An 11,948-nucleotide genomic window follows, 5' to 3' on the forward strand; every position below is an offset into this window, starting at 1 on the left:
TCATGTCGCACCAATCTGATTTGATCAGCGAGGACATCCTCGCCTACCTGGGCCAGCACGAACGTAAAGAGCTGCTGCGCTTTTTGACCTGCGGTAACGTCGACGACGGCAAGAGCACCCTGATCGGGCGCCTGCTGCACGACTCCAAGATGATCTACGAAGACCATCTGGAAGCCATTACCCGCGACTCGAAAAAAGTCGGCACCACCGGTGACGATATCGACCTGGCGTTGCTGGTCGATGGCCTGCAGGCCGAGCGTGAACAAGGCATCACCATCGATGTCGCGTACCGCTATTTCTCCACCGCCAAGCGCAAATTCATCATTGCCGACACCCCTGGCCATGAGCAGTACACCCGCAACATGGCCACCGGTGCATCCACCTGTGACCTGGCGATCATCCTGGTCGACGCCCGCTACGGCGTGCAGACCCAGACCCGTCGCCACAGCTTCATCGCCTCGTTGCTGGGCATCAAGCACATCGTCGTCGCCATCAACAAGATGGACCTCAAGGACTTCGATCAGGGCGTGTTCGAGTCGATCAAGGCCGACTACCTGAAGTTCGCTGAAGGCTTGAAGATGAAGCCTACCAGCATGCACTTCGTGCCGATGTCGGCGCTGAAGGGCGACAACGTGGTGAACAAGTCCGAGCGCTCGCCGTGGTACACCGGCCAGTCACTGATGGAAATCCTTGAAACCGTGGAAGTCGCGGGCGACCGTAACTTCACCGACCTGCGTTTCCCGGTGCAGTATGTCAACCGGCCGAACCTGAACTTCCGCGGTTTTGCCGGCACCCTGGCCAGCGGCATCGTCAAGAAGGGCGACGAAGTCGTGGTGCTGCCGTCGGGCAAGAGCAGCCGCGTGAAATCCATCGTCACCTTCGACGGTGAGCTGGAACATGCAGGCCCGGGTCAGGCCGTAACGCTGACCATGGAAGACGAGATCGACATCTCCCGTGGCGACCTGTTGGTTCACGCCGACAACGTGCCGCCTGTCACCGACAGCTTCGAAGCGATGCTGGTGTGGATGGCTGAAGAGCCGCTGCTGCCGGGCAAGAAATACGACATCAAACGCGCCACCAGTTACGTGCCGGGCTCGATCGCCAGCATCGTCAACAAGGTCGACGTGAACACCCTGGAAGAAGGCCCGGCCAGCGCCTTGCAGTTGAACGAGATCGGTAAGGTCAGGATCAGCCTCGACGCGCCGATTGCTCTCGACGGTTACGAAAGCAACCGCACCACCGGCTCGTTCATCATCATCGACCGCTTGACCAACGGCACTGTCGGCGCCGGCATGATCGTCGCCCAGCCTTTGGCTCACGGCAGCACCACGCACCATGGCAAGTTGGCGCATGTAGCCACCGAGGAGCGTGCTCAGCGCTTCGGCCAGCAACCGGCCACCGTGCTGTTCAGCGGCTTGTCGGGCGCTGGCAAAAGCACCTTGGCCTATGCGGTCGAGCGCAAGCTGTTCGACATGGGGCGTGCGGTGTTTGTACTGGATGGCCAGAACCTGCGTCACGACCTGAACAAAGGTCTGCCGCACGATCGTGCCGGGCGCACCGAGAACTGGCGTCGTGCAGCTCACGTTGCGCGTCAGTTCAACGAAGCCGGCTTGCTGACCCTGGCGGCTTTTGTCGCGCCGGATGCCGAAGGCCGTGAACAGGCCAAGGCACTGATCGGCAGCGACCGTTTGCTGACCGTTTATGTGCAGGCGTCGCCGATGGTTTGCGCCGCGCGTGATCCACAAGGTTTGTACGCCGCTGGCGGCGACAACATCCCGGGTGATTCCTTCCCGTACGATGTGCCGCTGGACGCTGATCTTGTGGTCGACACCCAGACGCTGTCGCTGGAAGAAAGCGTCAAGCAAGTGCTGGATCTGCTGCGTAAACGCGGCGCGATCTAAGCGTTAGCCGCTCATGAAAAACCCGCAGATGAGTAATCATCTGCGGGTTTTTTTGTGTCCTTGAGATCGCCATCGCGAGCAAGCTCGCTCCCACATGGGATCTCTATGGAATACAAATATTGCGTTCACCAACGATCAACTGTGGGAGCGAGCTTGCTCCGGGCGGCGATCCGACGATGGGGCCGGTACAGACACCTGATTACTTCGCGGGATATTCGCGATGCATCTGTGCAAGCAGCGCATCCTTGTCTTCCCACAACTGGTTGATCCAGCCCTGGAACTCCAGGCGGTACACGCCATCCTGGTCGTAGTTCTTGCCGATGAATTGCGGCGGGATCTTCAGTTCCTGGAAGTGCACGACCACGTCTTTCACTTTGCCGCACAGCAAGTCCCAATAACCGGGGCGCCCGGCCGGGTAATGAATGGTCACGTTGACGATGGCTTCCAGTTGCTCGCCCATGGCATCCAGCACAAACGCGATACCACCGGCCTTGGGTCTGAGCAGGTAGCGGAACGGTGATTGCTGCTGAGCATGCTTGGCTTCGGTGAAGCGTGTGCCTTCGACGAAGTTGAAGATGCCGACCGGGTTATTGCGGAACTTGTCGCAGGTCTTGCGGGTGGTTTCCAGGTCTTTGCCTTTCTTCTCCGGGTACTTCTCCAGATAGGCCTTGGAGTAGCGCTTCATGAACGGGAAACCCAGCGCCCACCACGCCAGACCAATCACCGGAACCCAGATCAGCTCTTGCTTGAGGAAGAACTTCAGCGGGCGAATCTTCCGGTTCAGCACGTATTGCAACACCATGATGTCGACCCAGCTTTGGTGGTTGCTGGTGATCAGGTACGAGTGCTGATAGTCCAGGCCTTCGAGCCCGCTGAGCGTCCAGCGCGTGTGCCCGAGCAAGTCCATCCAGGCCTTGTTATTGCTGATCCAGGCTTCGTGGATGTGGCTCATCAGCCAGTCGGTGAAGCGCTGTGCGATGGGGAAGGGCAGCAGCAATTTGAAGATTGCTACGACAAACAGCGGCGTGCAGCAGACGATGGTGTTCAGCGCCAACAACAGCGAGGCGATCACGCCTCGCAGAGGCGCGGGTAGAAAATCCAGCATTTAAAGATCCATAGGTCGGTTGGCGGCTTGAATCGCAGTCAGGGCGATGGTGTAGACGATGTCATCGACCTGAGCGCCGCGCGGCAAATCATTCACCGGTTTGCGCAGGCCTTGCAGCATCGGACCGAGGCTGACGCAGTCGGCGCTGCGCTGCACGGCTTTGTGGGTGGTGTTGCCGGTGTTCAGGTCAGGAAAAATGAACACCGTTGCCCGACCGGCTACCTGACTGTTCGGCGCCAGTTGCCGAGCCACGTCTTCGTTGGCGGCGGCGTCGTACTGCAACGGCCCGTCGATCAGCAGCGCGTTTTGCGCTTCGTGGGCGAGCAAGGTCGCCTCGCGGACTTTCTCGACTTCTTCGCCGCTGGCCGATTCACCGCTGGAGTAGCTGAGCATCGCTACCCGTGGCGTGATCCCGAAGGCTGCGGCAGAGTCGGCGCTTTGCAGGGCGATCTCGGCCAGCTCGCTGGCGCTCGGGTGCGGGTTCATGACGCAGTCGCCGTAGACCAGCACTTCCTCCGGGAACAGCATGAAAAACACCGACGACACCAGCGTGCAGCCAGGGGCGGTCTTGATCAGTTGCAGCGCCGGGCGAATGGTATTGGCGGTGGAGTGAATGACCCCGGACACCAGCCCGTCGACTTCATCCAGCGCGAGCATCATGGTGCCGATCACCACGGTGTCTTCCAGTTGTTGCTCGGCCATCGGGGCGTTGAGGCTTTTGGTCTTGCGCAGCGCAACCATCGGCTCGACATAACGCTGACGGATCAGGTCCGGGTCGAGAATCTCCAGGCCCTCAGGCAGCTCGATACCCTGGGCACGCGCGACCGCTTGCACGTCCTCGGGTTTGGCCAGCAACACGCAGCGAGCAATGCCGCGCGCCTGGCAGATCGCGGCGGCCTGCACGGTCAACGGTTCGCTGCCTTCAGGCAGGACGATGCGTTTGTTGGCAGCCTGGGCGCGCTGGATCAGTTGATAGCGGAACACCGCCGGCGACAGGCGCATTTCCCGTGGCGTGCCGCAGCGCTGGTGCAGCCAGTTGGCGTCGAGGTGGCTGGCGACGAAGTCGGTGATGATCTCCGCACGCTCGCGGTCATCGATCGGGATTTCCTTGTTCAAACCGTTCAACAGGTTGGCGGTTTCGTAGGAGCCCGTGCTCACTGACAACATTGGCAGACCGGCCTGCAAGGCACCTCGGCAGAGGTCCATGATCCGTGGGTCGGGTAGGGTGCCGCTGGTCAGCAACAGCCCGGCCAACGGCACGCCATTGATCGCCGCGAGGCTGACGGCGAGGATGATGTCGTCGCGATCGCCAGGGGTCACCACCAGCACGCCGGGCTTGAGCAGTTCGACCGTGTTGCGCATGGTGCGGGCGCAGATGATGATCTTGCTCATGCGCCGGGTTTCATAGTCGCCGGCGTTGAGCACCTGCGCGCCCATCAGGTCTGCCACGTCACGGGTGCGCGGGGCGTTCAATTCCGGCTGGAACGGAATGCAGCCGAGCAGCCGGAAGTCGCCACTGCGCAGCAAAGGCGAGTGTTCCTTCAAGCGGGCGGCGAAAGCCTCCATGCTTTCATCGGTTTTGACCTTGTTGAGGATCACGCCGAGCACTTTCGGGTCTTTCGGACCGCCGAACAATTGCGCTTGCAACTCGACCCGGCCGGACAGTTCGGTGAGCACTTCGTTTTCGGGTGCCGAGACCAGAATCACCTCGGCATCCAGGCTTTTCGCCAGGTGCAGATTGACCCGTGCGGCGTAGCTGGCGCTGCGGGTCGGGACCATGCCTTCGACGATCAGCACGTCTTTGCCAATGGCGGCTTGCTGGTACAGGGTGATGATTTCTTCGAGCAGCTCATCCAGTTGACCGTCGCCAAGCATCCGCTCAACGTGAGCCAGGCCCAGTGGTTGCGGCGGCTTCAGGCCGTGGGTGCGGGCCATCAGTTCGGTGGAGCGTTCAGGGCCGGTGTCGCCAGGGTGTGGCTGGGCAATCGGTTTGAAAAAGCCGACTTTCAGCCCGGCTCGCTCAAGGGTACGCACCAGCCCAAGGCTGATGGAGGTCAGACCCACACCAAAATCGGTGGGCGCGATAAAAAAAGTTTGCATGCGGATTCTCTGGAGGTGCATGGCAAGGGTGAACGCCTATGACTGGCCTTCTACCGATATTTCAGACGTCAAGGTTATCGCTAACCGAGCCCTGAGCGCACCAACCGCAATCAAAGGGCTGACCTATTTTTTCAATACGTTTGGCGGGGTCCAGCACCCAGGCCCGTGATTGCCACGGTGGCTGGTGGCGCAGATGCTGGGTATGGCCGCAGGAAAGCTCGGCAACCCAGTGTCCGTCCTCGTCCTGATGGAAGCCTTGGACCGTCGACCCTTTCGAAGCGACCCGTCCGTCCGGGTTCTGTTCGCTTTCGGGCGATTGCTTCGCTAAACTTGGTCTTTCTATATTCTTATGCAAAAGGTCTCGCCCCATGCTGATCGCCGCCAATAAGGCTGTCTCCATCGACTATACCCTGACCAACGACGCTGGTGAGGTCATCGACAGCTCCGCCGGCGGCGCGCCGCTGGTCTACCTGCAAGGCGCAGGTAACATCATTCCAGGCCTGGAAAAAGCCCTGGAAGGCAAAGCAGTCGGTGAAGAACTGAAAGTCTCCGTAGAACCTGAAGATGCCTACGGCGAATACGCAGCCGAACTGGTCAGCACCCTGAGCCGCAGCATGTTCGAAGGCGTCGACGAACTGGAAGTGGGCATGCAGTTCCACGCTTCCGCGCCAGACGGCCAGATGCAAATTGTCACCATCCGTGATCTGGACGGCGACGACGTGACCGTTGACGGCAACCACCCGTTGGCCGGCCAGCGTTTGAACTTCCAGGTCAAAATCATCGACATCCGTGATGCCAGCCAGGAAGAAATCGCTCATGGTCACGTCCATGGCGAAGGTGGCCATCACCACTGATTTTCTGCGCTAAGCTTTCGAGAACTGGAGAGGCGCCCGAGGGGCGCCTTTTTAGTCCGCGGCTGTCCTTGGCGACATCACCAAGTGGCTGTTTCGAGAAGAACACGGGAAATTTGGAGTCCGTCATGAGTGCTTTTCACGACCTTACATTGAAAGCTTTGGATGGCCAGGAGTTGCCTCTGGCGCCCTTCAAAGGGCACGTCGTGCTGGTGGTCAACGTCGCCTCCAAGTGTGGTTTGACCCCACAATACGCCGCTCTGGAAAACCTCTACCAGCAATACAAGGCTAAAGGCTTCAGCGTGCTGGGTTTGCCGTGCAACCAGTTTGCCGGGCAAGAGCCAGGAACTGAAAACGAGATCAAAGAATTCTGCAGCCTCAACTACGGCGTGACCTTCCCGCTGTCCAGCAAGCTGGAAGTCAACGGTCACGATCGTCATCAGCTGTACCGGTTGTTGGCGGGTGAGGGCGCGGAATTCCCGGGTGACATCACCTGGAACTTCGAGAAATTCCTCCTCGGTAAAGATGGTCGCGTGCTGGCGCGTTTCTCGCCACGTACCGCGCCGGATGATCCGACGATCGTTCAGGCGATCGAAAAAGCCCTGATCTGAACATCAAAAGATCGCAGCCTGCGGCAGCTCCTACGGATCAACGCTATCTGTAGGAGCTGCCGCAGGCTGCGATCTTTTCGCTTCTACCCTTTAATCACCCAAATCAATAGTGCTTCGCAAAACTGTGCATACGCCATATTATCACCGTCATAAACCTCGCCTCTCCATGGAGTGCCGCATGCCTGTCAAAGCCTTGTTCAAACCGTTTAACCTCGGCGCCCTGGAGTTGCCGACCCGTGTGGTCATGGCGCCGATGACCCGTTCGTTTTCCCCGGGCGGTGTGCCGAATTCGAAAGTCATCGAGTACTACCGCCGCCGTGCCGCCGCAGGTGTGGGTCTGATCATCACCGAGGGCACCACGGTTGGCCACAAGGCTTCCAACGGTTACCCGAACGTCCCGCATTTTTACGGCGAAGCGGCGTTGGCCGGCTGGAAAAAAGTCGTCGATGCGGTGCACGCCGAAGGCGGCAAGATCGTTCCGCAGTTGTGGCACGTCGGCAGCGTACGGCGCATCGGCACCGAACCGGATGCCAGCGTGCCAGGCTACGGCCCATCGGAAAAACTCAAGGACGGTCAGGTCGTGGTTCATGGCATGACTAAACAGGATATCCAGGACGTGATCGCAGCCTTCGCCCAGGCCGCCAAAGATGCGCAGAGCATCGGCATGGACGGCGTCGAGATCCACGGCGCCCACGGCTATCTGGTCGACCAGTTTTTCTGGGAAGGCAGCAACCAGCGCACTGACGAATACGGCGGCAGCCTGGCCAATCGTTCGCGCTTTGCCATCGAACTGATCCAGGCCGTGCGTGCGGCGGTCGGTCCGAACTACCCGATCATCTTCCGTTTCTCCCAGTGGAAGCAGCAGGATTACACCGCGCGTCTGGTGCAAACCCCTGAGGCGTTGGGCGAGTTTCTCCAGCCGCTGTCCGATGCCGGCGTGGATATTTTCCACTGCTCGACGCGGCGTTTCTGGGAGCCGGAGTTCGACGGTTCCGAGCTGAACCTGGCCGGCTGGACCCGCAAACTGACGGGCAAACCGACCATCACCGTGGGCAGCGTGGGGCTGGACGGTGAGTTCCTGCAGTTCATGGTCAACACCGACAAAGTCGCGCAGCCGGCCAGTCTGGAGAACCTGCTGGAACGGTTGAATAACGAAGAGTTTGACCTGGTGGCCGTGGGGCGCGCCTTGCTGGTCGACCCGGACTGGGCACAAAAAGTCCGCGAAGGTCGCGAGCAGGACATTTTGCCGTTCAGTCGTGAGGCGTTGATGACGCTGGTCTGATCGTATGGGGCATGGCCCGCAACGGCTGTGCTCCTGCTTGCACTTCGCAGGCCCCACGCAACTGCCCTTCAAACTGCTCGATAATGGCTCCCCAACCCTGCCGACTGGCGTGCTGACGCGCATTGAGTCGTATGCAGCGCAAGGTTTCTGCTTCTTCCAGCAGCCAACGGGCGGCATCGCAAAAGGCTTCTTCGTCTCCCGGCATCGCCAGCACACCGTTGTAGCCATGGCGAATGTGTTGAGCTGCGGCTGCCTGATCGTAGGCCACCACCGCCAATCCGGAGGCCAGTGCTTCCAGCACCACGTTGCCGAAGGTTTCGGTCAGGCTCGGAAACAGAAACAGATCTCCGGACGCGTAGTGACAGGCCAAGGCCTCGCCGCGCTGTGAGCCGCAGAAGATCGCCTCGGGCAGCTCTTGCTCCAGCATCGCACGCTGCGGGCCATCACCGACCACGATCAGCTTTATCCGTCGTTGTGGATAAGTTGACTGCACGGCCTGGTAACAACGCTTGAGCAGCCCCAGGTTCTTTTCCTGAGCGAGCCGGCCGACGTGAATCAGCGCGACATCGTCGTTATCCAATCCCCAGCTTTCACGCAGCGAACCCAGCCGTTTGGCCGGGTGGAACAGTTGACTGTCGACGCCACGGGACAGCAGTGCCAGGCGCTCGAAATGCCGACGCTCCAACTCCATGCGCTGGCTGGCGCTGGGCACCAGGGTCAGCTTGGAGCGGTTATGGAACCAGCGCAGGTAATGCGTCAGTAACCGGGTCAACAGTCCGAGACCGTACTGGTTGGAATACTGCTGGAAGTTGGTATGAAAACCGCTCACCACCGAAATGCCCAACCGCCGCGCCGCGCGCAAGGCCGACAACCCCAGCGGCCCTTCGGTGGCGATGTAGAGCACGTCCGGGCGATGACGCTTCCAGCGCCTGAGCAATTTGTGCATCGACGACTGACCCCATTGCAGCCCCGGATAACCCGGCAGCGGCCAGCCGCGGCAGAGCAGCAGCTCATCGTCGCTGAGGCGGGTTTGATCGCTGCCCTGGCGCGGTCGCACCAGTTCTACCAGGTGCCCGCGCGCGCGCAGGCCTTCGCACAAGCGGCCAAGGGTATTGGCCACACCGTTGATTTCCGGAGGGAAGGTTTCGGTGATCAGAGTGATATGCAGAGCTGTCGTCATGACCTCAGTGTCGGCTGAGGCCATGTCGCCATTGTGTCGGTGCGATGATGGATTTGTGACGCAATCAGGCGGATTTGGCCACCAGGTTATCCGCGCCACGCTCACGCACCCAAAACAACGTCGCGCCCGCCACCGCCGCCGGCATCATCAGGATGTTCACCACTGGAATCAGCAGCGCCAGATAGACAATCCCGCCGAAGCTCATGCAGTGCCAACGTTTCTCGCGCAGCCAGGCGAGCATGTCCTGCCAGCTCATCTTGTGGTTGTCCGCCGGGTAGTCGATGTACTGGATCGCCATCATCCACACGCCGAACAGCAGCCACAGCGGTGCCGCGACCAGGTTGACCACCGGGATGAATGACAGGATCAGCAGCGCGAGGGCTCTGGGCAGGAAGTAGCCGAGTTTAAGCATCTCCCGGGCGAGCGTGCGCGGGATCATGGCGATCAGCTCGCCCCAGCTGAAGGTCGGGAAGTCGTCAGTGCCACGCACCACCACTTCGACTTTCTCCGCGAGAAAGCCGTTGAAGGGCGCGGCGATCACGTTGGCGATCATGGTGAAGGTGAAAAACACCATCAGTACCACCAGGATCACGAACAGCGGCCAGAGTATGTAGCTGAGAAAACTCAGCCAGCTCGGCAATGAAGGCATCAGGGTGTCGACCCACAGGCTGAACTGATGGCCAGCGAGGTAAATCAATCCGACGAACAGCACCAGGTTGATGGCCAGCGGCAACAACACGAACAAACGCAGGCCGGGACTCAAGACCAGCTTCAGGCCTTCGCGCAGGTATTGCGGGCCGGACAGAACGGGGGCGGGCATAGTGGGCTCCGAGCAATGAGAAAACGCGCCGACCTTACCGGCTTTGTCACACAGGCGAAAGCGCGGTAACGGTATCGACACTAGCTATAACAACAAAGAGACTGTAACAAAGGCGCCTTTAAATCGGCCTCATGGGGATAGAGACCGCCTATGAGCTGGATTGTTAAACCGTATTTCCTTAATCTTCGCCTCCTCGATACGCTGCACCCATTATTTTCAGGGCTGTCCAACTACGGCACTACCCCAAGTGCTTGCACAGTCCTTTTTTATTCCAGCCGGTCATCCGGCATTCCGCGCCAGGTAGTACCGGCCGGTCGATAGGAGTGAGTCATGTCTGATGTACGTCATTCGCGAGTGATTATTCTCGGTTCCGGCCCTGCCGGTTACAGCGCTGCGGTCTATGCCGCCCGCGCTAACCTGAAGCCATTGCTGATCACCGGCATGCAGGCTGGCGGTCAACTGACCACCACCACCGAGGTCGACAACTGGCCAGGCGACGTGCACGGCCTGACCGGCCCGGCACTGATGGAACGGATGAAAGAGCACGCCGAACGCTTTGAGACCGAAATCGTTTTCGACCACATCAACGCCGTCGACTTCGCTGCAAAGCCGTACACCCTGACGGGTGACAGCGCCACGTACACCTGCGATGCACTGATCATCGCGACCGGCGCCAGCGCTCGTTACCTGGGCCTGCCGTCGGAAGAAACCTTCATGGGCAAAGGCGTGTCGGCCTGCGCGACTTGCGATGGTTTCTTCTACCGCAACCGTGAAGTGGCCGTTGTCGGCGGCGGCAACACCGCTGTTGAAGAGGCGCTGTACCTGGCCAACATCGCCAGCAAAGTGACTTTGATTCACCGCCGCGAAACCTTCCGCGCCGAGAAAATCCTGATCGACAAGCTGCACGCACGGGTTGCCGAAGGCAAGATCGTCCTGAAGCTGAACTCGACGCTCGACGAAGTGCTGGGCGATAACATGGGCGTGACCGGTGCACGTTTGAAGAACAATGACGGCAGCTTCGACGAGCTGAAAGTCGACGGTGTGTTCATCGCCATTGGCCACACCCCGAACACTTCGCTGTTCGAAGGTCAACTGACCTTGAAAGACGGTTATCTGGTCGTGCAGGGCGGCCGTGAAGGCAACGCGACGGCGACCAGTCTCGAAGGGATCTTCGCTGCCGGCGACGTGGCTGACCACGTTTACCGTCAGGCGATCACCTCGGCCGGCGCCGGCTGCATGGCCGCACTGGACGCCGAGCGTTACCTGGACGACCTGCAGAACGCCAAGTTCTGAAATCGTTGAAATGAAAAAACCGGCTTCGGCCGGTTTTTTTGTGCCCACTGCTTTTGTGGGAGCGAGCTTGCTCGCGATAGCGATGTATCAGTCGACATCAGTTTTGAATGTGAAGCAGCCATCGCGAGCAAGCTCGCTCCCACAGGGGAGTGCATTCAAATCAGGAATCAGCGGCGGGTCAGTGGTTGAGCTGTGAACTTCACACCCGCCAAACCCTGCGCAATCAACGCCCGGATATTGCCGTGATCACTGCCATCCGGTGTCGCAACCACGGAGCGGTAATGCTCACCAAACGCCAGCAGCGCTTCTTCATCGCTCAAACCTTCCAGCAGCGCCAGGCCGAGGGTTTTGCACGAGCCTTCGTTCTGGCCGGCGGCGTTTTCCACGCCACCGTTGTTGAACGCCTGTGGCTGGTAATCGTAGCCAGCGGCGATGAACGCCAGGGTATCGGCGAAGGCGTGCTCGCCACTCTTGAGGCTGGCGCGCAGGGTGTTCAGGTCAGTCATGGGTTTTTCCTTTGGCGAACGCCGCTTGCTGGTCGGCGTTGGCTTCTTGCTGGTATTGGGCTTTCCACTCGGCGTACGGCATGCCGTAAACCACTTCACGGGCGTCATCGAGGCTGACCTCGATCTGGCGTTCGTCGGCGGCGGCCTTGTACCACTTGGACAGGCAGTTGCGGCAGAAACCCGCGAGGTTCATCAGGTCGATGTTCTGCACATCCTTGCGGCTGTCCAGGTGCGCGACCAGCCGGCGGAAGGCGGCGGCTTCAAGTTCCAGGCGTTGTTGTTCGGTCATGATGGGCTCG

Annotated in this window: 12 protein-coding genes; 5 read left to right on the forward strand and 7 right to left on the reverse strand. The window is 60.0% G+C overall.

All coding sequences use genetic code 11. The features are described from left to right. The first annotated feature begins 2 nt into the window (after positions 1 to 2). On the forward strand, positions 3 to 1,901 hold the full coding sequence (gene cysN / locus AC1RPZ_RS08810) for a sulfate adenylyltransferase subunit CysN (RefSeq protein WP_493136672.1): 1,899 nt from the start codon (positions 3 to 5) through the stop codon (positions 1,899 to 1,901). Positions 1,902 to 2,100: 199 nt separating this feature from the next. On the opposite strand, the gene yihG is transcribed toward cysN, so the two are convergent. The 3 genes from yihG to AC1RPZ_RS08825 form a co-directional block, all read right to left on the reverse strand. Further along, on the reverse strand, positions 2,101 to 3,006 hold the full coding sequence (yihG, locus tag AC1RPZ_RS08815) for a 1-acylglycerol-3-phosphate O-acyltransferase, YihG family (RefSeq protein WP_493136673.1): 906 nt from the start codon (positions 3,004 to 3,006) through the stop codon (positions 2,101 to 2,103). Beyond that, positions 3,007 to 5,106 carry a phosphate acetyltransferase gene (gene pta, locus AC1RPZ_RS08820; protein ID WP_493136674.1) on the reverse strand — a complete coding sequence of 700 codons (2,100 nt, stop codon included), beginning with the start codon at positions 5,104 to 5,106 and terminating at the stop codon, positions 3,007 to 3,009. A gap of 61 nt (positions 5,107 to 5,167) precedes the next feature. Then, positions 5,168 to 5,506 carry a DUF3565 domain-containing protein gene (locus AC1RPZ_RS08825; protein ID WP_493136675.1) on the reverse strand — a complete coding sequence of 113 codons (339 nt, stop codon included), beginning with the start codon at positions 5,504 to 5,506 and terminating at the stop codon, positions 5,168 to 5,170. On the opposite strand from AC1RPZ_RS08825, the gene AC1RPZ_RS08830 reads away from it, so the two are divergent. The 3 genes from AC1RPZ_RS08830 (at position 5,475) to AC1RPZ_RS08840 (ending at position 7,850) form a co-directional block, all read left to right on the forward strand. After that, positions 5,475 to 5,960: an FKBP-type peptidyl-prolyl cis-trans isomerase gene (locus AC1RPZ_RS08830; protein ID WP_493136676.1), complete on the forward strand. Its 486-nt coding sequence runs from the start codon at positions 5,475 to 5,477 to the stop codon at positions 5,958 to 5,960. The genes AC1RPZ_RS08825 and AC1RPZ_RS08830 overlap by 32 nt on opposite strands. Positions 5,961 to 6,085: 125 nt before the next feature. Then, positions 6,086 to 6,568 (forward strand): glutathione peroxidase, encoded by a 483-nt coding sequence (locus AC1RPZ_RS08835; RefSeq protein WP_493136677.1) that lies wholly within the window; start codon positions 6,086 to 6,088, stop codon positions 6,566 to 6,568. A gap of 178 nt (positions 6,569 to 6,746) precedes the next feature. Beyond that, positions 6,747 to 7,850 (forward strand): NADH:flavin oxidoreductase, encoded by a 1,104-nt coding sequence (locus tag AC1RPZ_RS08840; RefSeq protein WP_493136678.1) that lies wholly within the window; start codon positions 6,747 to 6,749, stop codon positions 7,848 to 7,850. Here the strand turns inward: AC1RPZ_RS08840 and AC1RPZ_RS08845 are convergent. Together AC1RPZ_RS08845 and cysZ are read right to left on the reverse strand one after the other, a co-directional pair. Beyond that, positions 7,819 to 9,054 (reverse strand): glycosyltransferase family 4 protein, encoded by a 1,236-nt coding sequence (locus AC1RPZ_RS08845; protein WP_493136679.1) that lies wholly within the window; start codon positions 9,052 to 9,054, stop codon positions 7,819 to 7,821. The genes AC1RPZ_RS08840 and AC1RPZ_RS08845 overlap by 32 nt on opposite strands. Before the next feature lie 40 nt (positions 9,055 to 9,094). Beyond that, the gene (gene cysZ / locus AC1RPZ_RS08850; protein ID WP_493136680.1) at positions 9,095 to 9,850 is read right to left on the reverse strand and encodes a sulfate transporter CysZ; all 756 of its coding nucleotides are present in this window, start codon (positions 9,848 to 9,850) and stop codon (positions 9,095 to 9,097) included. A 330-nt stretch (positions 9,851 to 10,180) separates the two neighbouring features. Between cysZ and trxB the strand changes: the two genes are divergently transcribed. Further along, positions 10,181 to 11,143 carry a thioredoxin-disulfide reductase gene (trxB, locus tag AC1RPZ_RS08855; RefSeq protein ID WP_145022184.1) on the forward strand — a complete coding sequence of 321 codons (963 nt, stop codon included), beginning with the start codon at positions 10,181 to 10,183 and terminating at the stop codon, positions 11,141 to 11,143. A gap of 167 nt (positions 11,144 to 11,310) precedes the next feature. On the opposite strand, the gene AC1RPZ_RS08860 is transcribed toward trxB, so the two are convergent. Both AC1RPZ_RS08860 and AC1RPZ_RS08865 read right to left on the reverse strand, forming a co-directional pair. Further along, positions 11,311 to 11,649, reverse strand: coding sequence for a HopJ type III effector protein (locus tag AC1RPZ_RS08860; RefSeq protein WP_054593966.1), 339 nt, complete (start codon positions 11,647 to 11,649; stop codon positions 11,311 to 11,313). After that, positions 11,642 to 11,938, reverse strand: coding sequence for a DUF1244 domain-containing protein (locus AC1RPZ_RS08865; protein WP_493136681.1), 297 nt, complete (start codon positions 11,936 to 11,938; stop codon positions 11,642 to 11,644). Before AC1RPZ_RS08865 ends, AC1RPZ_RS08860 begins: the two co-directional genes overlap by 8 nt. Positions 11,939 to 11,948 lie beyond the last annotated feature (10 nt).

Source organism: Pseudomonas sp. GW822-FHT02D10, assembly GCF_058802345.1.